This window comes from Actinoplanes sp. 13 (genome assembly GCF_056134165.1).
In genome coordinates this window covers 130,172-156,572 of the sequence record NZ_JBVYOQ010000017.1, presented here as the reverse complement: position 1 = coordinate 156,572, position 26,401 = coordinate 130,172, and the positions used below count along the sequence as shown (strand labels likewise).

The 26,401-nt window shown below is 71.7% G+C and carries 18 protein-coding genes; 8 read left to right on the top strand and 10 right to left on the bottom strand.

The window, feature by feature from the left end:
- Positions 1 to 70: 70 nt before the first annotated feature.
- The gene (locus tag AC0NH5_RS28425) at positions 71 to 1,120 is read right to left on the bottom strand and encodes an ROK family protein (RefSeq protein WP_474409643.1); all 1,050 of its coding nucleotides are present in this window, start codon (positions 1,118 to 1,120) and stop codon (positions 71 to 73) included.
- 115 nt (positions 1,121 to 1,235) lie between these two features.
- On the opposite strand from AC0NH5_RS28425, the gene AC0NH5_RS28420 reads away from it, so the two are divergent.
- Both AC0NH5_RS28420 and AC0NH5_RS28415 read left to right on the top strand, forming a co-directional pair.
- The gene (locus AC0NH5_RS28420; RefSeq protein WP_474409641.1) at positions 1,236 to 2,723 is read left to right on the top strand and encodes a DUF1800 domain-containing protein; all 1,488 of its coding nucleotides are present in this window, start codon (positions 1,236 to 1,238) and stop codon (positions 2,721 to 2,723) included.
- A gap of 2 nt (positions 2,724 to 2,725) precedes the next feature.
- On the top strand, positions 2,726 to 3,937 hold the full coding sequence (locus tag AC0NH5_RS28415; RefSeq protein ID WP_474409640.1) for a DUF1501 domain-containing protein: 1,212 nt from the start codon (positions 2,726 to 2,728) through the stop codon (positions 3,935 to 3,937).
- On the opposite strand, the gene AC0NH5_RS28410 is transcribed toward AC0NH5_RS28415, so the two are convergent.
- From AC0NH5_RS28410 to AC0NH5_RS28400, 3 genes are read right to left on the bottom strand one after another with little or no spacing between them, the layout of a single operon-like run.
- Positions 3,934 to 4,518: a SigE family RNA polymerase sigma factor gene (locus tag AC0NH5_RS28410; protein ID WP_474409638.1), complete on the bottom strand. Its 585-nt coding sequence runs from the start codon at positions 4,516 to 4,518 to the stop codon at positions 3,934 to 3,936. The two genes, AC0NH5_RS28415 and AC0NH5_RS28410, sit on opposite strands and share 4 nt — an antisense overlap.
- The gene (locus AC0NH5_RS28405; protein ID WP_474409636.1) at positions 4,515 to 5,192 is read right to left on the bottom strand and encodes a permease-like cell division protein FtsX; all 678 of its coding nucleotides are present in this window, start codon (positions 5,190 to 5,192) and stop codon (positions 4,515 to 4,517) included. The genes AC0NH5_RS28410 and AC0NH5_RS28405 overlap by 4 nt, the downstream gene beginning before the upstream one ends.
- 21 nt (positions 5,193 to 5,213) lie before the next feature.
- Positions 5,214 to 6,332, bottom strand: coding sequence for a winged helix DNA-binding domain-containing protein (locus tag AC0NH5_RS28400; RefSeq protein ID WP_474409635.1), 1,119 nt, complete (start codon positions 6,330 to 6,332; stop codon positions 5,214 to 5,216).
- A gap of 314 nt (positions 6,333 to 6,646) precedes the next feature.
- Here AC0NH5_RS28400 and AC0NH5_RS28395 point away from each other — a divergent pair, with 314 nt between their 5' ends.
- Entirely contained in the window at positions 6,647 to 8,224 is a 1,578-nt protein-coding gene (locus AC0NH5_RS28395) for a methyl-accepting chemotaxis protein (protein ID WP_474409633.1), read from the top strand.
- An 86-nt stretch (positions 8,225 to 8,310) separates the two neighbouring features.
- On the opposite strand, the gene mmsB is transcribed toward AC0NH5_RS28395, so the two are convergent.
- From mmsB to AC0NH5_RS28370, 5 genes are all read right to left on the bottom strand, one after another.
- The gene (gene mmsB / locus AC0NH5_RS28390) at positions 8,311 to 9,564 is read right to left on the bottom strand and encodes a multiple monosaccharide ABC transporter permease (RefSeq protein WP_474409630.1); all 1,254 of its coding nucleotides are present in this window, start codon (positions 9,562 to 9,564) and stop codon (positions 8,311 to 8,313) included.
- Positions 9,561 to 11,096 carry a multiple monosaccharide ABC transporter ATP-binding protein gene (gene mmsA, locus AC0NH5_RS28385; protein WP_474409628.1) on the bottom strand — a complete coding sequence of 512 codons (1,536 nt, stop codon included), beginning with the start codon at positions 11,094 to 11,096 and terminating at the stop codon, positions 9,561 to 9,563. The genes mmsB and mmsA overlap by 4 nt, the downstream gene beginning before the upstream one ends.
- A gap of 73 nt (positions 11,097 to 11,169) precedes the next feature.
- Entirely contained in the window at positions 11,170 to 12,297 is a 1,128-nt protein-coding gene (chvE, locus tag AC0NH5_RS28380; RefSeq protein WP_474409626.1) for a multiple monosaccharide ABC transporter substrate-binding protein, read from the bottom strand.
- 26 nt (positions 12,298 to 12,323) lie between these two features.
- Positions 12,324 to 13,805: an L-arabinose isomerase gene (gene araA, locus AC0NH5_RS28375; RefSeq protein WP_474409623.1), complete on the bottom strand. Its 1,482-nt coding sequence runs from the start codon at positions 13,803 to 13,805 to the stop codon at positions 12,324 to 12,326.
- 285 nt (positions 13,806 to 14,090) lie between these two features.
- A complete protein-coding gene (locus tag AC0NH5_RS28370) occupies positions 14,091 to 15,074 on the bottom strand; it encodes a LacI family DNA-binding transcriptional regulator (RefSeq protein ID WP_474409685.1) in 984 nt (327 codons plus the stop codon).
- Between the two features lie 143 nt (positions 15,075 to 15,217).
- On the opposite strand from AC0NH5_RS28370, the gene AC0NH5_RS28365 reads away from it, so the two are divergent.
- The 5 genes from AC0NH5_RS28365 (at position 15,218) to AC0NH5_RS28345 (ending at position 25,046) form a co-directional block, all read left to right on the top strand.
- Positions 15,218 to 16,627 carry a DUF2252 domain-containing protein gene (locus AC0NH5_RS28365; RefSeq protein WP_474409621.1) on the top strand — a complete coding sequence of 470 codons (1,410 nt, stop codon included), beginning with the start codon at positions 15,218 to 15,220 and terminating at the stop codon, positions 16,625 to 16,627.
- A complete protein-coding gene (locus AC0NH5_RS28360) occupies positions 16,624 to 17,028 on the top strand; it encodes a pyridoxamine 5'-phosphate oxidase family protein (protein WP_474409618.1) in 405 nt (134 codons plus the stop codon). The genes AC0NH5_RS28365 and AC0NH5_RS28360 overlap by 4 nt, the downstream gene beginning before the upstream one ends.
- Positions 17,029 to 17,039: 11 nt before the next feature.
- Positions 17,040 to 17,981, top strand: coding sequence for a pirin family protein (locus AC0NH5_RS28355; protein WP_474409615.1), 942 nt, complete (start codon positions 17,040 to 17,042; stop codon positions 17,979 to 17,981).
- Between the two features lie 382 nt (positions 17,982 to 18,363).
- A complete protein-coding gene (locus AC0NH5_RS28350) occupies positions 18,364 to 18,783 on the top strand; it encodes a hypothetical protein (RefSeq protein ID WP_474409612.1) in 420 nt (139 codons plus the stop codon).
- Positions 18,784 to 19,790: 1,007 nt separating this feature from the next.
- Complete coding sequence (locus AC0NH5_RS28345) at positions 19,791 to 25,046, top strand: hypothetical protein (RefSeq protein ID WP_474409609.1); 5,256 nt, start codon at positions 19,791 to 19,793, stop codon at positions 25,044 to 25,046.
- 238 nt (positions 25,047 to 25,284) lie between these two features.
- Here AC0NH5_RS28345 and AC0NH5_RS28340 read toward each other — a convergent pair whose 3' ends face one another.
- Entirely contained in the window at positions 25,285 to 26,325 is a 1,041-nt protein-coding gene (locus AC0NH5_RS28340) for a GGDEF domain-containing protein (RefSeq protein WP_474409607.1), read from the bottom strand.
- Between the last annotated feature and the right edge of the window lie 76 nt (positions 26,326 to 26,401).

Genomic DNA, 26,401 nt, shown 5'->3' with positions numbered 1-26,401 from the left:
CGGGAGCGGGCACCCGGGCCGCGGTGTGGCCCCGGGACCCGGCATCGCCCGTACGATCCCAAAAAGATCTTCAGGGTTTCTTGGCGGTGACCGCGTCCAGAGCCGCCACTGCCGCACCCCGCGCCCCGGCCATGTCCAGGTCCGGCACCAGGGCGAAGGTGGCCGCCCGGGCCTGCTCGTCGCGCAGCTGGGTGCTCTCCCGGACGGTGTTGAGGAACCACTGCCGGAAGTGCGGCGCCGCCTCGACCACTCCCCCGCCCAGGAAGTACGCGTCCGGGTCGGTGAAGTTGGCGGCGATCGTGAACAGCTTGCCGATCGCCCGCGCCTGCTGGGTGAAGATCGCGATGGCCAGCTCGTCGTCCTTCTCGCCGAGGCCGCGTAGTTTCTTGGCCGCCGACCCGACCGGTTCGCCGGCGAGCGGGTGCGACGGGAAGCGGGTCAGCCAGTACGGCAGGAGGTTGTTCTTGATGCCGGTGAGCGACGCGATGGACTCCACGTCGCCCTCGAAACCGCAGTTGCAGCGGGGGACCGGCTGGCCCTCCTCGAGGACACCGTGCAGCGGGATCTGCACGTGCCCCAGCTCGCCGGCCATCCCGGCGCAGCCGCGGACCACCTTGCCCATCTCCACCACGCCACCGCCGAGACCGGTGCCGACGATCGCCGAGACCGAGGACTTCAGCGGCGCGGCGTTGCCGAAGTGGCGGTGGTGCGCGTAGAGGGCGGCCGCGTTGGCGTCGTTGTTGTAGACCACCGGCAGGCCGAGCTCGGCCTCCAGGGCACCGCGGATGTCGAAGCCGTGCCAGGAGATCTGATTGAAGTTCGTCGCGCCCTTGGAGGAGATCACGCCGTGCGCGCTGGCCGGGCCGGGCGTGTCCAGCCCGACCGCGCGGACCAGGGACACCGGTGTGCTGGTCAGTTCGAGGATGTCGTGGAACGCGGCGGCGAGCGAGGCGACGGCCGACTCCGGGCCGTCGAGCACGCGGCTCGGGTTCTCCACGAGATTGCTGACGAGGAACTGCCCGGTCGCGTCGAGGACGGTAGCGTTGTTGCAGGTGCCGCCGTTGTCGAGGCCGACCACGACCCAGGAGGACGGGGTGCGTACGGTTTCTGCCTGATCCACGGTCTTGAGGATAGGTGGGAGTGACCGTCCCGGTCACGGGTGCGAGCGGATTGCGGGATCGTTAGTCACGGTTGCAGCGACGCGGAGGTTCGGCTTTCGCGTCGAACCGTGAGGCATGACGACGACTCGCCGCACCGTGATCGCCGGTTCTGTTGCCACTGCCGCCCTCACCGCGACGGGCCTGTCCGTCTCCGCGCCCGCCGCCGCCGCCGCGCCGGAGGACGCCGTCTTCCACCTGATCCGCCGCGCCACGTTCGGCCCCACCCCGGCGTCGCTCGCCGAGGCGCGCAAGCTGGGCGCCGCCGGCTGGCTGGACCGGCAGCTCGCGCCGTCGAAGATCGACGACGCGGTCTGCGACAAGGTGCTGGCCCGCCTGCCGCTGGCCGGCGCCGACGGCGCGACCGTGCGGGCCAAGCTGGCCAAGCACTCCTACGAGGCGTTCGGGCAGCTCGGCCGCGCCGCGATCGCCCGCGCCGCCTGGTCGAACCGGCAGCTGTTCGAATCCACTGTCGCGTTCTTCGCCAACCACCTGCACATCGCCGCCCCGTCCAGCGGGGTCTGGGACACCCGCGCCGACTACGACGTGCGGGTGATCCGCAAGCACGCGTACGGGAAGTTCGCCGACATGCTCAGGGCCAGCGCCCGCCACCCGGCCATGCTCACCTACCTGGACCAGCGCTCGTCGACCAAGGCGCACCCGAACGAGAACTACGCCCGGGAGCTGATGGAGCTGCACACCGTCGGCATGGTCTACACCGAGGCCGACGTGCTGGCCGCCGCCCGCCTGCTCACCGGCATGACCGTGGGCAAGTCCGGCGATTACGTGTACGACGCCTCGAAGCACGCCAAGGGCGCCGTCTCCGTCCTCGGCTTCCAGCACGCCACGGGCGGCGAGGCCGGCGCCCTCGCGTTCCTCGACCACCTGGCGCGCCACCCCGCCACCGCGACCCGGATCGCCACCAAGCTGTGTGTGCGTTTCGTCGCCGACGAGGCGCCGCAGTCGCTGGTGACCAAGCTGGCCAAGGTCTACCTGGACAACGACACCGCGATCGTGCCGGTGCTCCGGGCGCTGTTCACGTCGCCGGAGTTCGCCGCCTCGGCCGGCCGGAAGACCCGCACGCCGTTCGAGGACATGATCGCCGTCATCCGTGCGCTGGGCCTGCAGCCCGACGCCGCCGGCGTGAAGTCGCTGGACGCGCTCTACAACGCGATGGTCGACGCGGGCAACGCCCCGTTCCGCTGGAGCGCGCCGAACGGTTTCCCGGACGTGGCGACCGCCTGGGCGTCACCGTCGGCCTTCCTGCTGCGCTGCAACCTGCATCTGAACCTGGCGGCCGGGTGGTACCCCAAGCAGCTCACCCGCCCCGCCGACCTGCTGAAGTCGCTGGTCCCGGTGCTGCCGGCGACGTACGGCGCGCTCGTCGACGCGCTCGCCGTCCGGCTCGTCGGCGCCAAGCTGCCGGCCAGGCACACCGCCGCCGTGCTCAGTGTCGCGGACAAGCTGCCGACCAGTCCTCTGACCGCGAAGGACAAGTCGCTCGCCGGCGCCGCGCCGTATCTGATCGCACTCGTCCTCGATTCGCCCTCGTTCCAGCTGAGGTGATCATGACGCTTGTCAGCCGCCGGACCCTGCTGGCCGGAACCTGCGCCGGACTGGCCGGCGCCACCCTGAGCACCAAGCTGGCCTACGCCGCCGGCGCCGACTACACCGGCGACACCCTGGTCGTGGTCTCCCTGCGCGGCGGGTTCGACGGGCTGTCGGCCGTCGCCCCGATCGGCGACCAGGACTACTACCGGGCGCGCCCGTCGATCGCCGTGCCGAAGGCCAAGGTGATCGCCGGTGACGAGAAGTTCGGCCTGCACCCGGCGCTCGCGCCGCTGCTGCCGCACTGGAGGTCCGGGCAGCTCGCCGCGGTGCACGCGGTCGGCCAGCAGAACCCGACCCGGTCGCACTTCGCCGCCATGGAGGCGATGGAGAACGCCGCGCCCGGCACCTCGATCCGCAGCGGCTGGCTGGACCGGATGCTCGGGCTGACCGGCGCCACCGGGCCGCTCGCCGGTGTCTCGGTCGGCCGGGCGATGCCCGCCCGCCTGCTGGCCGGGCCGGCCGTCGACGTCTCGATGACCGCCCTGGACGACGTCACCCTGGCCGGCGACGGCAAGCGCCCGATGGCCGCCGCGCTGCGCGCCATGTACGCCGACGCCCCGGCCCATCTCGCGGCGCCGGCGCTGGCCGCCGACCGGGCGCTCGCCGCGTCCGCGCAGGCCCGGGCCGCCGTCCCGGCCGCCGGCACCGGCTATCCGGACACCGAGCTGGGCGCGGCGCTCCGCGACGTGGCCCGGCTGATCAAGGCCAAGGCCGGGCTGGTCACCGCGGCTGTCGACTGCGGCGACTGGGACATGCACGAGGGCCTCGGCACCGCGGTGGCCGGGCAGCGCATGCACGACAACCTGACCGATCTGGCCCAGGCGCTCAACGCGTTCGTGACCGATCTCGGCCCCACGGCGATGAAGAACGTGACGGTGGTGACGATCAGCGAGTTCGGCCGCCGGGTGGCGGAGAACGGCTCGCACGGCTGCGACCACGGGCACGGCAACGCGATGCTGCTGCTCGGCGGCGGTGTGCGGGGCGGCCGGTTCTATGCCGACTGGCCCGGCCTGGCACCGGACGACCTGCTCGCCGGCGACCTGGCGGCGACCACCGACTATCGGTCGGTGATCGCCGAGGTGCTGCAGAAGCGCTGCGGGATCGGGTCGCTGTCCGGGGTCTTCCCCGGCGTCGAACCGTCGTCGTTCGGCTTGGTCGCGGCCCGCTAGGGCTGCGGGAAATCGTCGCCCAGCAGGGCGCGCAGACGGGCCAGCGCGCGGGCGTTGCGCATCTTCACCACCGAGGCGGAGACACCGAGGATCGAGGCCACCGTGTCCACGCTGTGGTCCTCGGCGTGCCGCAGCACCAGCACCGCCCGGTCCTCGACGGTCAGCCGGGCCAGCGCGTCGACCAGGGCGAGGCGCAGCTCCGGGGTGCCCGCCGCGGACCCGTCCGGGCGGTCCGGCAGCTCGGCCAGCACCACCTCGGAGCCGCTGCGCCGCCGATGCTGGTCGAACACCAGGTTCATCAGCATGCGCCGGCTGTAGGCGTCCAGGTTCGCGGTGGTGCGGATGCGGTGCCACGCCGCGTACATCTTGGCGAAGGTGTGCTGGGTCAGATCCTGCGCGAGATGCCAGTCCCGGCACATCAGGTAGGCGGTGCGGCGCAGCCGGGTGGCGGCGGACTCCACGAAGGCGGTGAACTCCTCGTCGCGGGCCGCCTTCGCCCGCCGGCGGGCCGCGCCCCAGCCGGCCGGCGCCGGCTTCGGGGAGGTGCCGGCCGAACGGGCCGGGGTCACGGTGTCGGTCACAGGGTGCCGCCGACCGGGGCGTCGGCGGGGCACGCCCGGCCGAGGATCTGCTGGACGCCGGGCAACGCCGCGTACTCGGCGCGCAGAGCCGTGAACCGGGCGGGATCGACCAGGCGCAACCGGAACGCCTCGGGGAAACTGTTCGCATCGACCGCCGCGAGGAAGTCGGGAGAATCGGCCCACCGGGTCCGGAAGCGCTCAAAGGCCTCGGCGCGGGTCTCGAACTGCATGCTGCTCACCCTGGCGTCGTCGGAGAACACCGAGCGCAGCGCCGACCGCTGCTTCTCCGACGCGTCGAGCCTCAGGAAGACCATCAGGTCGGTGGCGTCGCTCTCCACCGGCTTCTCCGAGCAGGACGGCGCGGCCACCGGCATCATCGCCGCTTGAATCGTCACGGCACCCTCCTGATCACCCCGCGGTCCGGAGGTCAGATCGACGCCGGCTGCCACCCCCAGCATGATCACCACGCCGACCGCCACACCGGCCATCGCCGTCTGCGCCCGCCGGCGCCGGAGCTGCCCGCCGTGGGCGATGGCGGCGTGCGCCATCGCGGTGGGATCGGCGCCGGGGTCGTCGCCGACCGCCCGGTCGAAGTGGTCGCGCATGGTGTCCACGGTGGGGTTCTCCTCGGTGTCCGGCGGAACGTCCTCTGCTGAGGAGGACTGGGTGGACACCGGTTTCGGTCACACCCGGCGTCAGACGGTTGTCACCACCAGGTCCGGGCGGCCGCCGGTGACCTGCGCGATGCGTACGCACTCGGCGGCCAGCTCGTTCTCGGGCACCCGCCCCGCCTCGGCGAACAGGGCGACCGCGATGCCGTCGCCCGCCGGCTCCCAGGTGCCGGCCACCCGGCCACCGGCGACCACGACGGGTGAGATCCAGCCGGCCGCCCTGCTGATCAGCGCGCGGCGCTCCGGAGCGACCACGTGCTCGTCCCTGGTGCCGGGACCGAGGACGAACTGGTCGAACGCCGGGAGCAGACGCGCCTGGGGCAACGGTTCGGCGGCCGCGATGTCCGCCACGTCGGTCGTCCGGGCGTACGCCGCCCGCCCGTCGACCGTCACCTCGGTGAGGACGCCCGACCGGGTCAGATCACCGAACCACTTCCGCACGGAAGCCTTCCGGGACGCGCCACGGATCAGCCACTGGTCGAACGACTCCATCGTGGCCGGACCGAAGGCGCCGAGGTACGCGGGGATGACCCGCCGGGCCGCCTCGTCCGGTTCCGGCAGGCCCGTCCAGCCCTCGGCCCACGTCCCGGGACTGGTGAACGTCACCCGGTTCCCGTCACCCGGCCCGTGACACAGAAGGCCCTGCCACGCCAGCGGCTTGAGGACCGCGCCCCACCCGGAGCCGAGCAGCTCGGCCAGCGAATCGTCGCGCGTGCTCGCCACGATCTCCGCGGTCAGCTGCTCCCGGGTCAGGACCCGGCCGGGCAGGATCTCCCGGACGGCGCCGGCGAGCGCGGCGATCTGCGCGGTGGTGGCGAAAGTCTTCTGCCAGGAGGGCTTCTCCCAGGTACGCGCGGCGGCCATCAGACTCAGGCAGGCGGCCGCGTCACCGGCGGTGAGCAGGTGCAGCGTGCCGCGCATCGCCCACACCTTGATCAGCGTCCGGCGCTCCAGAGCCTCGCCGGCGGCACCCGCCACGGGTGTGGGATGACGCACGGCGACAGCAAGCTCGGCGGCGGAGGCGACCTGGGCCTGCACGCCGCACAGCCGCCCGACGACGGTCTCGGCGGTGAGGCCGGGCGGACGGTCGAGGAACTGCCGCCGCATCCGCCACGACAGCACCTGGTCGAGGGGCAGCTTCATCGGCTCGAGTCGCCTATTTCCGCCGGCCGGTTCTGGCGACGGCGACCGACACTCCGGCGATCAGGAGTACGACGATGAGACAGACGAACAGATGCCACGGCTTGATCGCGCCCATGGCTGCGGACCATACCCGGCGACCGTGTCCTCCTTGACCACCTGTCACAGAAATCGCTGGAGGAGGCGGAACGTCGGCGGCGACACCGCCCTTCTGGCTACGTTCAGAGTCTCGGGCTGCGGCGAGGCATCCGGCCGACGAGCCCGTTGTCCCCGGCTGCGGCGGTGCCGTCTGCCCGGCGAGAGGAAGGCCTGTCGTTATGAGCGTGATGCATCGCGTCACCACCCGGCTGGTCGGCGCGTTCACCGTTCCGCTGGTGGTGCTGGGCATCGTCGGGGCACTGGCGTACCGCAACACCAGCAAACTGGAGACGAACAGCGGCCAGGTGGTCCACACCTACCAGGTGCTGCAGGGACTGGAGCAGATCACCGGCGTGCTCAAGGACGCCGAGACCGGCCAGCGCGGCTACCTGATCACCGGCGAGGAGTCCTACCTCGCGCCGTACTCCGCGGCTTCCGAATCCGTGACCGGGCTGATCGACGATGTCGCGGGCCTGACTGCCGACAACGCGGCTCAGCAACGGCGGATCGCGGAGTTGCGGCCCTTGGTCCAGGCCAAGTTCGACGAGCTCACCGAGACGATCGAACTGCGCCGCACCGAGGGGTTCGGCCCGGCGCGTGATGTGGTGCTGACCGACAAGGGTAAGGCGGTCATGGATCAGATCCGTGCCGTGCTGTCCGACATGGCCCGAGAGGAATCCGGTCTGCTCTCCGTGCGAGCCGCGTCGACGGCGCGGACCGCCGACACGTCGAGAGCCGCGGTGATCGCCGGTGTCCTGCTGGCCGCGCTGATGGTGGCGCTCCTGGCGTGGTTGCTGGCCCGCAGCATCCTCCGGCCGCTGTCCGGTCTGACCACCAGGCTGTCGGAGATCGCCGATGGTGAGGGCGATCTGACCCATCGGGTCGACGAGTCCCGGCGCGACGAGTTCGGCCCTCTCGGTGCGGCGTTCAACCGGTTCGTCACGAAGCTCGCCGGCATCATCGCCCAGATCGGCGACCAGGCGAACGCACTCGCCGCGGCGAGTGAGCGGCTGGCCGGCGGAACCGGCCGTATCGCCGGCTCCGCCGAGCAGACGTCACGGGAGGTCAGTGGGGTCGCCAGCTCGACAGAGGCCATGAGCCACGCTTTGACCACCGTTGCCGCGGGCGCCGAGGAGATGGGCGCTTCGATCCGGGAGATCGCCACGAGCACGTCCGACGCGAGTCAGGCCGGGGCTGAGGCGGTGCGCGTCGCCGACGACGCCAGCCGCACCGTCACGGCCCTCGGCCAGTCGTCGGCGGAGATCACCAACGTCGTCAATCTGATCACCGCGATCGCCGAGCAGACCAACCTGCTCGCGCTGAACGCCACCATCGAGGCGGCTCGCGCCGGCGAGTCCGGCAAGGGGTTCGCCGTGGTGGCCAGTGAGGTCAAGGATCTCGCCCAGGAGACCGCCCGGGCGACCGAGGACATCAGCAAGCGTGTCCAGGACATCCAGCTCAGTGCTTCCGCCACCCGGGAGGCGATCAGCCGGGTCACCGAGATAGTCGCCCGGGTCAACGACTATCAGACCACCATCGCCTCAGCGGTCGAGGAGCAGACGGCGACCACGTCGGAGATGTCCCGCAACGTCACGGAGGCATCCTCCAGCAGCCGTGAGGTCTCCCAAAGCCTGTCCACGGTGTCCAAGGCGGTGTCCGAGACTTCGACAGCGATCGTCTCGTCGGAACAAGCAGTGGCGGAGATCGCCCGGATGAGCACGACACTGCACGGCCTGGTCGGTCAGTTCCGGTACTGAGCGGGTGTGTTGCCCAGGTCGTACCAGCAAGGAAAGAACGGAGCCGGCTGCGGAAGACGCAGCCGGCTCCGTGCCGTGTCGTGGTGTCAGCGTGCGGTGGCCGTGCGGCGCTTCGACCAGACGTCGAAGGCGACCGCGGCGAGCAGGACCGCGCCCTTGACAAGCATGACCTCTTCGCTCTGGGCGCCGATCAGGCTCATGCCGTTGTTGATGACGCCCATGATCAGGCCGCCGGTGATGGCGCCGACGACCTTGCCGACGCCGCCCTGGACGGCGGCGCCGCCGATGAACGCGGCGGCGATGGCGTCCAGCTCGAACGCGTTGCCGGCGGTCGGGTTGGCCTGGTTGAGGCGGCCGGCGAAGATGATGCCGGCGAGCGCGGCGAGCACGCCCATGTTCACGAACAGCCAGAAGACGACCGACTTGACCTTGACGCCGGACAGCGTGGCGGCCTGCAGGTTGCCGCCGACGGCGTAGATCTGGCGGCCGAAGACGGCGCGGTTGGTGACCACGGTGTAGCCGACCACCAGCAGCGCGAGCAGGATGAGCACCCACGGCAGGTTGCGGAACCGGGCCAGCTGGATGATCACGTACATCACCAGGACGGCCGGGACGGCGATCTTCAGCACGAACAGCCACATCGGGTCGACGGCCTGGTGGTACTTCACCCGGGCGGTGCGGGCGCGCCACTGCACGAACGCCATGCCGACCACGACGAGCAGGCCGACGATGATGCTGAACAGGTCGGCGCCGCCGAGCGGGCCGAGGCCGACGTTCCCGAGGAAGCCGTTCGTGAACCCGTTCGCCAGCGTGCGGACCTCCTCCGGGAACGGGCCGATGCCCTGGTTGCCCAGGATCATCAGGGTGATCGCCCGGAACAGCAGCATGCCGGCCAGCGTGACGATGAAGGCGGGGATGCCGAAGTAGGCGACCCAGTAACCCTGCCAGGCGCCGATCAGCGCACCGAACAGCAGCGTCGCGACCACCGCGATCGGCCAGGGCAGATCCCAGTTGACCATCATGACCGCGGAGAACGCGCCGCAGGCGGCCACCACCGAGCCGACCGAGAGGTCGATGTGCCCGGCGATGATGATCAGGATCATGCCGATCGCCAGAACCAGGATGTACGAGTTCTGCACGATGATGTTGCTGATGTTCTGCGGCTGGAGCAGGTCGCCACCGGTCAGGATGGTGAACAGCAGGATGATCAGCGCGAACGCGATGTAGATGCCGCTCTGCCTCAGGTTGAAGCCCATGGTGAAACCGGCCTTGCCGGGCTTCGGCGCGGACGGCCCCGTGCCGCCCACGCTCAGATCCGCGTTGGTGGGTGCGACCGTCACGGCGCTACCTCCTGTTCTTCCTTCGTCATGAGAGTCATCAGGCTTTCCTGCGTCGCGTCGGCGCGCTGCACCTCGCCGGTGATCCGGCCGGCCGACAGCGTGTAGATGCGGTCGCAGATGCCGAGCAGTTCGGGCAGCTCGGACGAGATGACCAGGATCGCCTTGCCCTCGTCGGCCAGGCGGTTGATGATCGTGTAGATCTCGTACTTGGCGCCGACGTCGATGCCCCGGGTCGGCTCGTCGAGGATCAGCACGTCCGGGTCAGTGAAGATCCACTTCGACAGTACGACCTTCTGCTGGTTGCCGCCGGACAGCTTGCCGGTGATCGCCTCCACGCTCGGCGCCTTGATGTTCATGCTGGCGCGGAACTCGTCGGCGACCTTGTGCTCCTCGTTGCCGTCGACCCAGCCGCCCTTGGCGAGCTTGCCGAGCCCGGCCGCGGACACGTTGCGCTTGATGTCCTCGATCAGGTTGAGGCCGTACCGCTTGCGGTCCTCGGTGGCGTACGCGATGCCGTGGTTGATCGCCTCGCGCACGGATCGGGCCTGGATGGGCCGACCGTCCTTGATCAGGCGCCCGGTGATGTTCACCCCGTACGACCGGCCGAAGACGCTCATCGCGAGTTCGGTGCGGCCGGCGCCCATCAGGCCGGCGAGGCCCACGATCTCGCCCCGGCGCAGCGACATGGTGACGTTGCGGACCAGGGCCCGGTCGGTCTGCGAGGGGCTGTAGACGGTCCAGTCCTCGATCCGCAGCGCCTCCTCGCCGATCGTCGGCGTGTGTTCCGGGTAGCGGTGCTCGAGGTCGCGGCCGACCATCCCCGAAATGATCTTGTTTTCGGTGAGCCCGGCGGTCTCCTCGGTCCAGATGGTCTTGCCGTCCCGCAGGATGGTGACCCGGTCCGAGATGCTCATGACCTCGTTCAGCTTGTGCGAGATGATCACGCAGGTGATGCCCTCGTCGCGCAGGCCGCTCAGCAGGCCGAGCAGGTGGGCCGAGTCCTCGTCGTTCAGCGCCGCGGTGGGCTCGTCGAGGATCAGCAGCTTCACCTCCTTGGAGAGCGCCTTGGCGATCTCCACCAGCTGCTGCTTGCCGACGCCGAGCTCGATGACCGGCGTCACCGAGCTCTCCGACAGGCCGACCCGCCGCAGCAGCGCGTCAGCCGCGTGGTTGGTCTTGTTCCAGTCGATCAGGCCGCGCTTGGACTGCTCGTTGCCGAGAAAAATGTTCTCCGCGATGGAAAGGTTGTGCGCGAGCGCCAGTTCCTGGTGGATGATGACGATGCCACGGTGCTCGCTGTCGCGGATGCCGCTGAAGTTGCAGGGCGCGCCCTCGAACTCGATCTCACCGTCGTACGTTCCGTGCGGGTACACGCCGGACAGCACCTTCATCAGGGTCGACTTGCCGGCCCCGTTCTCGCCGCAGATCGAGTGGATCTCTCCGCGGCGGACTTCCAGGTTGACGTCCTGCAGCGCCTTGACGCCCGGGAACGTCTTGGTGATGCCGCTCATCCGCAGGATCGTGTCGGTCATGCAGACCCTCCTATTGGGCCGGTCCGGCGGCCACGCCCCGCCCGCTGGGGTCGGGCGGGGCGCGGCTGTCGGATCACTTCAGCTGGTCGGCCGTGTAGTAACCGCCGTCGACGAGCTCCTTCTGGTAGTTGCTCTTGTCGACGATGACCGACTCCAGCAGCATGGACGGAACGACCTTGTTGCCGTTGTCGTAGTCCTTGGTGTTGTTGGTGGTCGGGGTGCCGCCCTTGAGGACCGCGTCCGCCATCTCACCGGTGGTCTTCGCCAGCTGGCGGGTGTCCTTGTAGATGGTGGAGTACTGCTCCCCCGCGATGATCGACTTCACCGACGCGAGCTCGGCGTCCTGGCCGGTGACGATCGGGTACGGGTTCGAGCCGGTGCCGTAACCGCTCGACTTGAGAGCGGAGAGGATGCCGATCGAGAGGCCGTCGTACGGCGAGAGGACGCCGTTGACCTTGACGTCACCCTTGTAGGTGGAGGTCAGGAGGTTCTCCATGCGCTTCTGCGCGGTGGCCGGCTCCCAGCGCAGCGTGGCGACCGTCTTGAAGTCCTTCTGACCGCTCTTGACGACGATCGTGCCCTTGTCGATGTGCGGCTGCAGGACGCTCATCGCGCCGTTGAAGAAGAAGGTCGCGTTGTTGTCGTCCGGCGAGCCGGCGAACAGCTCGATGTTCAGCGGGCCCTTCTCGGTGCCCTCGGAGCCGTCGGCGTTGAGCACCTTCAGACCGGTCAGCAGCGAGGTGGCCTGCTGCACGCCGACCTTGAAGTTGTCGAAGGTGGCGTAGTAGTCCACGTTCGGGCTGTTGCGGATCAGGCGGTCGTACGAGATGACCGGGATCTTGTTGGCGGCGGCGTTCTCCAGCTGGGTGGTGATCGCGGTGCCGTCGATCGACGCGATGATCAGCAGCTTCGCGCCCTTGGTGATCTGGTTGTCCAGCTGCTGGGTCTGGGTCGGGATGTCGTTCTCCGCGTACTGCAGGTCGACCTTGTAGCCCAGGCCCTCGAGCTGCGACTTGAGGTTGTCGCCGTCCGAGATCCACCGCTCCGAGGAACGGGTCGGCATGGTGATGCCGATCAGCGCGCCGGCGTTGTCGCCGCCGGCGGCCTCCTGGTCGGTCGTCTTCTCGGACGAGCCGCAGGCGCCCATCGTGGCAACCATCGTGGCGGCGGCGAATACCGCTGCGAGGCGGGGGTATTTCACAATCTTTCTCCTCTTCGAGAGCGGTGTTACAGAGACCGGGCCAGGCGGTGGTACGCCTGGTTCCAGCGGACCCGGTCGGCGAAATCGGCCGGGGTGGTGCGGTTATCGATCATTAGCAGCTCGGTCTGCGCCATCTCGGCGAAATCGCGCAACGTCTCCGCGCCGACAGCCTGCGTCAGCACCGTGTGGTGCGGGCCGCCGGCGGTGATCCAGCACTCCGCCGAGGTGGAGAGCGAGGGCGCCGGCTTCCACACCGCGCGGGCGACCGGAAGGTTCGGCAGCGGCTGGTCCGGCGGGATCACCTCGATCTCGTTGGCCACGAGACGGAACCGGTCGCCCATGTCCGCCATCCCGAGGACCACAGCGGGGCCGGACGCGGCGTCGAAGACCAGACGGACCGGGTCCTCACGACCGCCGATGCCCAGCGGGTGGATCTCGGCCCGCGGGCGGGCCGACGCGATCGAGGGGCAGACCTCGAGCATGTGCGCGCCGAGGATCTTAGGCTCACCCGGACCGAAGTGGTAGGTGTAATCCTCCATGAATGAGGTGCCGCGTCCGGTTCCGGCGCCCATCGCCTTGACGGTGGAGACCAGCATCGAGGTCTTCCAGTCGCCCTCGCCGCCGAAGCCGTAACCGTCGGCCATCAGCCGCTGCACGGCGAGGCCGGGGAGCTGGCGCAGTCCGCCGAGGTCCTCGAAGTTCGTGGTGAAGGCGCCGAAGTCGCCCTCGGTCAGGAACTGCCGGAGTCCCGCCTCGATCCGCGCGGCGTACCGCAGCGAGTCGGCACGCTGGTCCAGCTCAGCCGACACGTCGTAGACGTCGCGGTATTCGCCGATCAGCTTGTCGATCTCGGCGTCCGGGACCTGATCGACCACGGCCACCAGGTCGTTGACGCCGTACGTGTTGACCGAGACCCCGAAGCGCAACTCCGCCTCGACCTTGTCGCCCTCGGTCACCGCGACGTCGCGCATGTTGTCGCCGAAGCGGGCCAGCCGCAGCCCGCGCAGGTGCTGCAGGCCGATCGCCGCCCGCGCCCACGCGTCGACGCGGCCCGCCACGCGCGGGTCGGAGGCGTGCCCCGCGACGACCTTGCGCGGCACCCCGAGGCGCGCCTGGACGAACCCGAACTCACGGTCGCCGTGCGCGGCCTGGTTGAGGTTCATGAAGTCCATGTCGATGGACTCCCACGGCAGCGAGCGGTTGTGCTGGGTGTGCAGGTGCAACAACGGCTTGCGCAGCGCGTCCAGGCCGCCGATCCACATCTTCGCCGGCGAGAACGTGTGCATCCAGGCGACGATGCCGATGCAGTCGTCGTCGGCGTTCGCCTCGAGCATCACGCGCTTGATCGCGACCGCGTCGGTCAGGACCGGCTTGCCGACGATCTCGGCGGGCAGTCCCTGCGCGGCCAGGGTCCGCCGGATCTCGGCGGACTGCGCGGCGACCTGCTCCAGAGTCTCCGGGCCGTAGAGATGCTGGCTTCCGGTGAGGAACCAGATCTGCGGTGTCATGGGTCGTTCCTTTGTTCGTGGAGATCAGGCGGCCACAGCGCGGACGTCCGGATATGCGCCATTCGCCGCTTTGATCTTACGTGCGCCGATCATGACGGGTACCTCCGTTGGGCCGCGGGCACGGCCGTAGCCACACAACGGAGTGTTATCGCTAACAATTGCCCTGTCAACGGCGGTCGGCAACAACGCGGTAACGACCGCTTAATACGGTCCCGCCGCGTCATGAGTCGCGCCGGTGCACCCGTTCACTCATGAGTGAACACTAAACCCCACGAGAAACCACATCTAGGCAGGGCGGCCGACGCTGCCCCGGACAATCAGCTGCGGTGGCACCACGATGTGGTCGGCCGCGCCCGCGTCCTCCCGCATCTGACCCAGCAGCAGGGACAACGCCGCCCTGGCCACGTCACCGAACGCCTGCCGGACGGTGGTCAGAGGCGGGATGAAGTACGCCGCTTCGGGCACATCGTCGAACCCGACGACACTCACATCATGCGGCACGCGGCGGTCCCGCTCGTACAAAGCTCGCAAAATGCCCAGCGCGAGGTGGTCGTTGGCGGTGAAGATCGCCGTCACCTCGGGCATCCGGGCGAGCATCTGACCGGCGCGGTAACCCTCCGCCGCGGACCAGTCGGCGGAGAGCAGCGGCGGCACCTCACGCCCCGACTCCTCCAGGGTCTGCCGCCAGCCCTGGATGCGGCCGGCCGAGTCGAACCAGTCGGTCGGGCCGGAGACGTGCCAGACCGTGCGGTGCCCGGCGTCGAGCAGATGCTGGGTCGCCGCCCGCGCCCCGGCCACCTGGTCCACGGTCACCACCGGCCGGCCGCTCGCCGGGTCGCCGTCGATGAAGACCACCGGAAGATCGCCGGGAATCTCCGCGAGCGCCTCGGTCGCCGAGGCCGTTGTCGCGATCACCACGAGCCCGGCCACCCGCTGATCCAGATGCCGGTCGACCACCGAGGCGATCGACGAGCGGTCCAGCTCCCGGACACTGCCGACGCTCACCGCGAAGCCGGCGTCCGCGGCCGCCTGCTCGAACTCGGTGAGCATCGAGGCCGGGCCGTACAAAGTGCTGTTGCGGGCCACCACGCCGATCAGCTGCGAGCGGCCGGTCACCAGCGCGCGGGCCGCGCGGTTGGGCCGGTAGTTCAGCTCGGCGATCGCGGCACGGACCCGGATCCGGGTCTGTTCCTTGACGTTGGGATGATCGTTGAGCACACGCGAGACCGTCTGGTGCGAAACACCGGCCAGCCTGGCGACATCCGTCATCGCCGGGCTACGGGTAACCTTGTCCAACTTGCGCACCTCGTCCGGTCCGTTCCTCTGCGCTGTTTCCGGAATGTTATCGATAACACCCGGCATTGCCGAAGCCCTGTACGGCCCTTACCGGCGAACACGTACGCTCGGCACCGATGGAAGTGTCACCCCACCTGGTGTCCGGCAGCGTAGATGACGAGGGCTTCACCTCGCTGCGCCGTGCCGCGGCGCCCCGGGCGCAACGTTACGAGATCGGTCGATCGCTGCGCGACCGGTCCCCCCGATCCGACATGGCGCACTGGCGCGCCCCCGACCACCGCGCCGACCCGGTCAGCCAGGTGACGGCCTCGCACGCCGGCCGCCTCGAATACCTCATCCCGGTCCGGGTCGGCCGCATGATCGCTTCGCCGTACGCGTTCCTGCGCGGCTCGGCCGGCGTGATGGCCGACGACTTCTCCGCCCTGCCGTCCACCGGCATCAGCCCGGTCATCTGCGGAGACGCCCACCTGGGCAACTTCGGTTTCTACGCCTCCCCGGAACGGGAGCTGGTCTTCGACCTCAACGACTTCGACGAGGCGCACACCGGCCCGTGGGAGTGGGACCTGCGCCGCCTGGTGGTGAGCGTGCACGTCGCCGGACGGCAGAGCCACTTCCGGGAGAGCGCCTGCGCGACCGCGGTGCGGCGCTGCGTCGAGGAGTACCGGCTGCAGATCACCAAGCTCGCCGAGAAGCCGCTGCTGGCCCGGGCCTTCGACCAGCTCGACGTGGCGGGGATGCGCTCGTCGACCAGCCGGGCGAGCTTCCGCGACGAGATCGAACGCGCCGCCCGCCGGGCCCGGCGGCGCACCAGCGACCGCGCTCTGCCCCGGTTCACCGAGCGGCAGGACGGCACCGCCCGCCTGGTCGAGGAGCCGCCGCTGATCACCCGGCTCCCACCGGAGGAACGCGCCGGGCTGGCCGAGGCGCTGGACGGCTATCTCAACACGCTGAAACCGCACTGGGCCCGGATCCTCGGCGGGTACCGGATCGTCGACATCGCGCACAAGGTGGTCGGCGTCGGGTCGGTGGGGCTGCGGGCGTACGTCGCCCTGTGCGAGGGCAGCACCAGCGACGACGTGCTGTTCCTGCAGCTCAAGCAGGCCCGCCGCTCGGTGGTGGCGCGGCACCAGCACGGCGCCCGCGCCTGGCACCGGCACCAGGGGCAGCGGGTGGTGGAATATCAGCAGGCGCTCCAGACGGTCAGCGACCCGCTGCTCGGCTGGACGACGTACGGCGAACACCAGTTCTACGTGCGGCAGTTCCGCGACATGAAAGGGGCCATCCTTGTCGAGGACATCGACGCCGGGGCACTCGCCGACTACGCCGGCATCTGCGGGTACCTGCTGGCCAAGTCCCACGCCCGGACCAGCGGGGCGTCGGTGATCGCCGGATACGTGGGCAGCGGCGACAAGCTCGACGAGTCGCTGTGCCGCTTCGCCCGGGTGTACGCGGACCAGGTGGAGAGAGACCACGCCGCCCTGGTCCGAGCGGTCCGCCGCGGCGCACTCCCGGCGGAGACGGCATGAGCGGCGTCGTCCCGCTGGACTCAGCGGCCCTCCAGGAGTTCTGGACCGAGCGGCACCTGTGCACGCTCACCACGCTGCGCGCCGACGGCTCGCCGCACGTGGTCGCGGTCGGCGCCACCCTCGACGTGCCGGCCGGCCTGGCCCGGGTCATCTCGTCCGCCTCGTCGGCGCACGTCCGGCACATCCGCCGCGGCCAGCAGCGGGTGGCGATCTGCCAGGTCGACGGCCGCCGCTGGAGCACCGTCGAAGGCCTCGCCGTGGTCCGCGACGAGCCGTCGCCGGTGGCCGACGCAGAGAAGCGTTACGCCGCCCGCTATCGCGTCCCGCGCCCCAACCCGGCCCGCGTCGTCATCGAGGTCTCGATCACCCGGGTCCTGGGCTCGGCGACGCTGCTGCCATAAGCTCGACCTCTATGAGCGATGTGGTGCAAGCCGGCCCGGACAGCGTGCTGCTGCCCGGCCACGACGTGCCGCTCGGCCGCTGGACCACGGTGCGCCGCCTGCTCCCGCACCGGGAACGCCGGATGATCGGCGCCTGGTGCTTCGTCGACCACTTCGGCCCCGACGACGTCAGCGGCCGCCCCGGCATGCAGGTCCCGCCGCACCCGCACACCGGCCTGCAGACGGTGACCTGGCTCGTCGACGGCGTCATCGAGCACCGCGACAGCCTGGGCAGCCACCAGCTGATCGCCCCCGGGCAGCTCAACCTGATGACCTCCGGCCACGGGATCGCGCACTCCGAGTTCACCCCGCCGGACCACCCGGACAGCATGCACGGCCTGCAACTCTGGCTCGCGCTGCCGGACGCCGCACGGCACGGGCCGGCCGCCTTCGAGCACCACGCGACCCTGCCCGCCTTCTCCGACGGCACCCTCACGGTCACCGTCGTCGCCGGCCGGCTCGGCGATCTGGTCTCCCCCGCCACCGTCCACACACCGCTGGTCGGCGCGGAACTGGTCGCCACGGGGACCGTGCGCTACGTCCTGGACCTGGACCCCCGCTTCGAGCACGGTCTGCTGGTGATGACCGGCTCGGCGACCGTCGGCGGCACCCCGCTGCCGCCCGGCGAGCTCCTCTACCTCGGCGACGGCCGCGCCTCGGTCACCGTCGAGACCACCGGGCCGGCCCGCCTCTTCCTCGTCGGCGGCGAACCCTTCGCCGAACCCCTGGTCATGTGGTGGAACTTCGTCGGCCGCAGCCATGAGGACATCGTCGAGGCGCGGGCGGCGTGGATGGCCGGCCCCGGCGGAGCGCGCTTCAGCGCCGTCGCCGGTTGCGCCGCCGACCCGCTCCCGGCGCCGGAACTGCCCACGGTCCGCCTCAAGGCGAGAGATCGCAACGGCAAGACCTGCTGATCGTACGAGCCATGCGGAGCCCCGGGGCCACACCGCGACCCGCCCGCACCCTCCCGGCCGCAGCGCGGCCGCCGGGCTGAAGCGTTCCCTCCCGCTCGGCGGTCCCGCCCGCATGCACTGAGACGCTCCCCGCACCGCTGTCCTGCCCCTGCACCACTGTCCTGCCCCGGCACCACTGTCCCGCCCCGGCACCGCTGTCCCGCCCCCGGCACCGCTGTCCCACCGCAAGCTCCCGCGTTTCCCGTGCCCCTTTCCTGGCTTTCCCGTTGGAGTGAGGCGCTTTCCCCATGCGTGCGAGTCGCACAAAAGTGTGTTGACGTCCGGCAGGCGTCGGCGGAAGGTCGGAGACACAGCCCCGCTCTCCCTCGACGAGGAGCGCGCCGTGACACTCCGCATCCTGCTCGTCCTCACCGTGCCGGCGTCCCTGGCCGTCGCCGCCGGCCTGCTGCCACGCTGCTGGGCCGCGCTCCGCGACCACGACTGGCGCCGGCCGCCGCAGCAGCCCTACGGCCCTCCGATCGAAAAGCTCGCCGCCGACCTGCGCCGCCTGTTACGCCTGCACGGTGACCTGACCGTCTCCGCGCACTCGGCCCTCTGCGCCCACCGCGTCTGGGCCGTCGAGGCCGCCATCGGTTCCCGGGCCATCGAGGCGGCCATCGCCCTGGACGTACCCCACCCCGACCCGGCCGCCGCCGCCACCCTGACCCGCACCGAGCTGTCCGCGCTGCTCACCGCCCTGGCCGCCGAGGGCCTGGCACTCCCCCGCCGCATCGGCCACTTCACCCGCGACGGCCGCCTCTGACCAGGTGGCAACCACACCTGATCCGCAGCCCGCGAACAAGCCTCACCGCCGGCTCGCCGCGCCCAGCCGGCACCCACACATGATCCGCAGCCCGCGAACAAGCCTCACCACCGGCCCGCCGCGCCCAGCCGGCACCCACACATGATCCCCAGCCCGCGAACAAGCCTCACCACCGGCCCGCCGCGCCCAGCCGGCACCCACACATGATCCCCAGCGTGGGTGGAGCTGGAGAGACGAAACGGCGGCGGGAATAGCTTCCCGCCGCCGTCTCTCGTCCCGGCTCCCGCGCCACAAACTGCCGTCCGCGAAGGAACTTCGGGGGCGTCGTCCCCCGCGGATCGTCTCGGGCGCGTGCGGCCGCTTGACTGGGGGGCGGCGGCCGCGAGTGCCGGGGAGTCCGTGGGTCCGGGGATCCGGGGCCCGCCGCGAGTGTCACCGTGGCGGGGCGCCCGATCCTCGAACCGGGCGCTCACCAAACGTGACAGACGACGGCCCCATGATCCGCGGATGCCGGGAGTGTCCTTCGACACGCCCGGCGTCACCTTTTGAGGGTCACCCGCAAGTCTCTAGCTGGCCTGAAGAGAACCTTAAAACGTTCTTAAGTCGACGTCCATCCCGTCACCTGCGGAGAACGATTCTCGTTGATCGGGCGAACCCTCGCCGCGCCTCCGTGCGTACTGTCGGATCCCCGGCATAGTGACTGCTTACGGCATTGAACCGGTTGCCCCCACCGGACGTATACCCGCTCGATCGACCTTCTCCGGCGGGCTGCGGCGCCGGCACGGTCGGCACCCGTGGGTGGTCCGCGGGCGCCAGCACAGGGGTCCGCAGGACGGTGGCGCACCGCGCAAATCCGTGATTAACCTTCCACATCCATCACGTGGCAGGGATCGATCGGGGCGCGAGGGGCGGGCACCGGATGCGCGAGGTGGGACAGGGGTGAGGATGGTGGCACGGATGCGGCGACGGGGCAGCGGGTCGACCCCCAGCCGGTTCGGGGCCGCCTCGTGAGCTACGAGGACGACGAGTACTGGGAGGACGAGTACACGGAGTACTCGTTCATGCCGCAGCACGCGGTTGTCCAGGAGAAGCACTTCGAACGCCGCAGCGCCCCCGACCCGGTGATCCCCACCCGGCGCCGCAGCGGCGACGAGCTCGACGAAAGTGCTCGCCCGCGCACCCGCGCCGCCTTCGACGCGCAACGCCCGAGCTGGCTGGACGACCCCGACTTCGTCCCGATCGACACGTCGGTGGAGAACCTGGCCGGCGACGAGTTCGACGACATCGACTTCAACCGCCCCGAGCTCGGCGTCGACTTCGACAAACCCGACTTCCCGATCATCGACCCGGCGGCCCGCCCGGAGTTGCGCCGCGGCGCCCGGCGCGGCGCCGGACGTCAGGAGACCGGGGACCGCTACGACAAGCACCGCGCCCGCGAGGACGCACCCCGGCGCGCCGAGGTCTGGGACGACGACCGCCTCGCCGACGACCGCGGCCGGCGCTCCGGCGGCACCCGCGCCGACGACCGCCGCGACGAGAACGACCGCGGCCCCGCCCCCGCCCGCCGCATCGACGACCCGCGCCGCGCACCCCGCGCCGACGACCCACGCCGTGACACCCGTGAGGGCGCCCCGCGGCGTGCGGTTGCGCCCGGCGAACCGCGGCGTGACCCCTTGCCCGGCGAACCACGGCGTGCGGTTGCGCCCGGCGAACCACGGCGTGACCCCTTGCCCGGCGAACCGCGGCGTGACCCCGTGCCCGGTGGTTCGCGCCGGGCTCCCGAGGGTGACGATCTGCGTCGTGACGGTGCGATCCGGCGCCCGGGTGAGCCGCGGACCGACCCCGACTGGGTCGACGACCGCCGGATGCCGCCGAGCGGCCGGACCATCGAGCTGGGCTCGGACGAATACTGGGAGGAGCCGGCTCGCGGCGATCGGCGGACCGCCGACCAGGACCGCCGCCACGGCCGCGACGCGCGCCGCGGTTCGCCTGAGACGGACCACAACGGTGGGTACGGGGTACGCCCGGCACGCTACGAGGACGAGCGCGACCCGCGGGGCCGTGGCTCCGCCTGGGACGAGGACGATTTCGGCCCGATCCGGCCGCCGGGTGGCCGCCGGTCCCGCCGCGACGAGACGGACGTGCGCCGCGGTCCCGGATGGCCCGACGACCGTCCGGTGACCGGCCGTGCGCAGGTGCCCGCCGACCCCTACGACCCGTACCGGGACGACGACCGCCACGCGGTCCACGACGAACGCCCGGAGATCGGCCGTGATCCGCGTGGGCCGGCCCGCGACGAACGCCCGGAGACCGTCCGCGACCCTCGTGGGCCGGCCCGCGGCGAACGCCCGGACATCGCTCGCGAGCAGCTCGGCGTGGCCCGCGAAGTGGCCGGCCAGGGCTGGGAGGACGAGCGTGCACTCGGCGGTCGTGCCGTCGAGGAGAGCCGCCGCGTCGACCTACCCGTCGAACGCCCCGACGAGGACGCCACCCGTCGCGCCGGTGTGGACCACCAACCGGTCGCCCGTGGTGAGCAGGCCGTCGGCCGGGCTGGGGTGGAGGCCGTCGGCCAGGCAGGGATGGAGGCCGTCGGCCGGGCAGGGGTGGAGGCCGTCGGCCAGGCAGGGATGGAGGCCGTCGGCCGGGCAGGGGTGGAGGCCGTCCGGCAGCCGGGGGCCGGGACGGACGACCGCCCGGTGCGGCCCCTTCCGGAAGAGGTGGCACCCGCTGCCGCTGACGAGCGTGAGTGGGCGGAGCCCGGAACGGCTTCGGACGGTCCGGGTGAAGGTGCTGACGCGCAGCAGCGGCGTGATGGTGGGGCGCCGGGCGCGGGACCGGACAGTGGGGCCGGTGGCGAGAACGGGCCTCGCGTGGTGCGGCGAGCTGCTCCGGCCGTACCCCCGAAGGTTGTCAGCCGGTCTGGTCCGCCGCCGCAGCCTCGCGTGATCAAGGCTGACCCGCCGGTGACGCCGCGTGTCGTTGCGGCGCCGGCGCCGGTTCCGCCGGCTCGGGTGATCGGGCCGGGTGCGCCGCAGCTGCCGGCTGAGGCCGCGCGGGCCGGTCGCCCGACGGCGCAGGACGGTCGCCCGGTATCGCACGACGGTCGCCTGGTATCGCACGACGGTCGTCCGGTGGAGCCCGGTATTGGCTCGCCGGAGGCGCAGGCACGGACGGTGGCCGGTCATGCGGCGGTGGACGGTGCGCGGCCGCAGTCGCCGGTGGCGGGATATGCGGAGGGTCCCACGCCGGCTGATGCGCGACCGCAGTCGCCGGCTGGTGGGGCGCAGCAAACCGGTGGGACGCAGCATGCCGGTGGGCCGCAGTACTCGGCCGGGCGGCCTACTATGCCCGCGCCTTCGGTGTCGGGGACCATTCCGCTCGGTGACGTGCCGCGGCAGGCCGGGCCGTTGCCGGCGCCTGCGGAATCCGGGCGGATCCCGTTCGAGAGCGTGCCGCAGCAGGCAGCGGGGCGGCCGGCGCCCGGACCGGCGGAATCCGGGCGGATCCCGTTCGGGAACGGCGCGGTGCCCGGGCCCGCGGAATCAGGACATGTTCGGTTCGGCGGTGAGCAGCAGGGGCGGGTGATGCCGGGACCTGCTGTGTCCGGGGAGATTCCGCGTGGGGGCATGCCGCAGCCCGGTGTCGCGGGGCGTTCCGGGGCGGAGGTTCCGCAGCAGCGTTCGCGGCGGACCCCGCGGACGGCGCACGTGTTCCTGCCCGACGGGGACGGGCCGTGGGCGATGGTTCCGGACGAGGCGCAGCCGCCCGCCGGCGCGCGGCCGGTGTCGCCGGCTCGGCCGATAACCCCGCAGGAGGCGCCCGGAGTACCGGCTGCGGCCTGGCCGCCGCCTGCTGGAGTGGTGGAGCGGCCGGCGCCTGCTTGGACTACCGGTTCGCCGGTTCGGCCTGTTCCGGATGCCGCGGGGGCGCGTCCGGAGAACGCATGGCCGCCGGCCAACCGGCAAGACGTTGATCAGAGGGCTGCGGGCGGTACGCCTGTCGCGCCGCAGACCCCGGCGGCTGGAACTCCGGTTCCGGCTACTGGGGCGCAGGGCCAGCCTGCTGGGCCGCCGATGCAGCCTGCTGGAGCGCAGGGTCAGCCTGCTGGGCCGCAGATCCAGCCTGCTGGAGCGCGGGCTCAGGTTGCTGGTGCGGAGAACGGGCCTGCTGGTGCGTCGCCGGGCGCGCAGCGGCGTGATGAGGCTGAGCGGATCGGGCGGCACGTCGCGAGTGAACAGCGCGACGTGGACGGCCCGGGGGCGGCGGCAGGCCACTGGGCCCGCGGGGCTCACGGTCAGCCGCCGGTGGCGGGGCAGCAGAACGCTTGGGCGGCGCCTACTCCGATGGGGCTGCCGGAGCAGCGTGGGCCGGCCACCATCGGTGATGCGGGGGCGGGCGACGGGGGTACGGCACGACCCGCGGCCCCGGAGGCACCCGGTGCGCGCCCGGGTGAGGCGAACGCGGGTCAGCAGCAGGCGCGTCACACGGAGGGTGTGGCACATCCTGCGTCCGCCCCGGGTGCCCGGTCGATTTTGACGCCCGGGCAGCGGCCGAACGCGACGGGTCAGCCTTCGCCCGCTTCGGCGGTGGGTGGACCTGCTCCGGCGGTGGTGCCGGTGGCGGCTGCCGGGTCCGTGCCGCCGGGTGCGCCGGTCGCGGCAGCCGGGCCCGTTTCGGCGGGTGCGCCGGTCGCAGCTGCCGGGCCCGTCTCGGCGGGTGCGCCGGTCGCAGCTGCCGGGCCCGTCTCGGCGGGTGCGCCGGTCGCGGCAGCCGGGCCCGTGCCGGCGGGTGCGCCGGTCGCGGCAGCCGGGCCCGTGCCGGCGGGTGCGCCGGTTTCCGGGAGCGGGCCGGTGCAGCCTGGTGGGCCTGGGACGACGGGCGAGCCCGCTGCTGCGGCGCAGCCCGGGCAACGGGACGGGGTTCCGGGTGAGGCCGGGCGTAGTCCCTGGGAGATGCCTCGGTCCGGCTCGCCGCAGCACGGGGCTGACGAGCGGGTTCAAGACGCCGCGGCTGGTTCGCCGGCTGGAGAGGGTGCGGAGCAGGACGCTCCGTACATGGACGCGGACGGGACCTGGCACAACCTGCGGCCGATCGCGAAGCTGTCGCTCTCGGGGCCGGATCAGGAGCCTCGGCGGTACTCGGACACGGCGCTCGGCCGCGGCTGGTTCGCGGCCAAGACTCCGGCTCAGGTCGCTGCGGAGACGGCTGCGGCCGACGCGGCGCGGGATCCGGCGGACGTCCCACCGGCGAACGGTGAGACGGCTGACACGAACCGCGCAGCGGCGGAAACCGGGACGGGGGCGGCCGCGGGAGCCGGGGCTGGAACGGACGCCGGGAGCGAGCCGGGAGCAGTGGCTGGTCCGGGCACGGGAAGCGGTCCGAGCTCGGACGCGCAATCCGAAACGGGCGCGGAAACGGGGCCGGGCGCGCAGGCTGAATCGAACCCGCAGGCTGGATCGGGCACGGGAACAGGGCCGGGCACGGGAACAGGGCCGGGCACGGCAGCGGAAGTGCGGGGGCCGGAGCAGCAAGGGCCGGAACTGGCGCCTCACCTGCCGTTGTCGGCGGCCGAACTGTCGGCGATCCGGTGGCGGCTGGACGGGGCCACGCTGCGGGAGGTCGTGGACGACCGGGACGCGCTACGAGCACTGGGTGAGCGGCTGGACGGCCCTCTCGCCGACGAGGCGGACAACATCGTCAAGGCGGGGCTGCTGAGCGTACGGGCGGAGGTCTATCGCCTGCTCGGGGAGCTCGGTATGGCTGCGGCGGCGAGCCGGCTGGCGCTGGCGCACGCGGAGTCGGCGCAGGATCTGCAGTCGATGGTGATCGCGCAGGCGGAGTTGGCGCACGTGCTGCGGCTGCGCGGCGACTACCTGGAGGCCGACCGGCTGTTCCAGCGGGCGGTGGAGGCGGACGTGTCGGCGGCGGTGCGCAGCGTGGTGCACGAGAACGCCGGGCGCAGCTGCTTCGACCAGGGGCGGCACATGGAGGCCCTCGACCACTTCGCGCGGGCCATCCGGCTGGGGTCACCGGCGGACTCGGATCTGGTCGAGCGGGTCGGGGTGTGCTTGGAGTCGGTGTACATCCACGTGCTGCGGGACGGCTGGGGGCCGTACCCGCGCAGGCCCGCGGAGATCCTCGGTCTGCTGAGCGAGCGGGCCACCGACGAGGCCGATTCGGGACACGCGGCGCAGCCGGGGCAGGCGGCGAACGGCGCCCTCGACGAGGCGACCGCGGAGCAGCCGATCGTCCACCCGCGCTGACGGCGGCAAGCCGACGAGTGTGTGAAGTTGCGGCTCGATTCGAACCGTAACTTCACACACATGGTTGGGCCGGCAAGCGGGCAGGCGGCGCGGTGAGCGAGCGGCCGGCGCGGCGGGCGCGGCGGGCACCGGGCTGGCGCGTGGGGTGGCGCGGTGGGCGCGATGGGCGCGTGGGGTGGCGCGGTGGGCGCGCCGCGGGTGGGCGGGACAGGGAGCCGGCGGTGAGCGGGCGGCCGGGTCAGCTCATGGCGGGGGCGCTGTGCCGGCCGATCGGGGCGCCGGCCAGCATGCTGCGACCGCGCCCCAGGGCCTTCGCCCGGTAGAGCGCGGCGTCAGCCTCCCGCTGGAGTTCCTCACCGGTGCCGGCGTGGTCCGGGAGGACGGCCACCCCGATGCTCAGGTCGGGCGGGCCGGAGGGAAGGCCGGCGGTCGCCGCGACCAGGGCGCGTGCGTGCTCGGCGTACCGGATGGCTTCGTAGGGGGCGGCGCGCAACAGCACCGCGAACTCGTCGCCGCCGAGCCGGGCCACCAGCTGGTCGCCGTTGCCGGCGGCGCGCAGCGCGTCGGCGACGGCGCGTAGCGCGCGGTCGCCGACGGCGTGCCCCCAGGTGTCGTTGATCTTCTTGAAGTGGTCGACGTCGACCATCACCAGGGCGACGGGCCGGCCGCCCTGCACGGCATCCGCGGCGGCGGTGGTGAGCCGGGCGTCGAAGGCGCGCCGGTTGGCGGCGCCGGTCAGTGCGTCGGAGGTGGCCTGGACCTCGAGGACGTCGCGGAGCCGGGCGTTGCGTTCGACGAGGGAGCACACGACGAGCCCGGTCATCGCCATGGCCACGGTGACGGCGATCCAGTCGTTGAGGGCCTGCCCGGCCTCCAGGAACGTGAAGACGGTGGCGGCGGTCCCGGCGGAGATCGCGGCGACGGTGGCGGCGACCATCGCCCGGCTGAGGTAGGACGCGCTGTAGAGCAGCGGCCACAGGTAGAACAACTGCACGCCGGTGGAGGTGTCGGCGGTGCCGTAGTTCAGGCCGGCGATCACGGCGACCGACACGAACGGCACGGACAGCCAGAAGGCCCGGGGCAGCCGTGCCGGGCGGCGCAGGCACACGACGGCGATGAGCAGGAAGGCGCAGGAGACCACGCCGAGGGTGAGCACCTCCTCGATCGGCGCCCCCAGCTTCATGAAGACGCCGGTCACCATGTTGTACGCCCCGGCGGCCAGGCTCAGGTAGGCGAGGGCACGGGCGGCGCCGTGCGGGTCGCGCATCTGAAACGGCACGTCTCTCCTCCGGGGGTCGTTCTCCCTTCTTTCGGCCCGGGGCAGCGGCAGTTGAGCGGCGTCCCGGCGGGTGGCC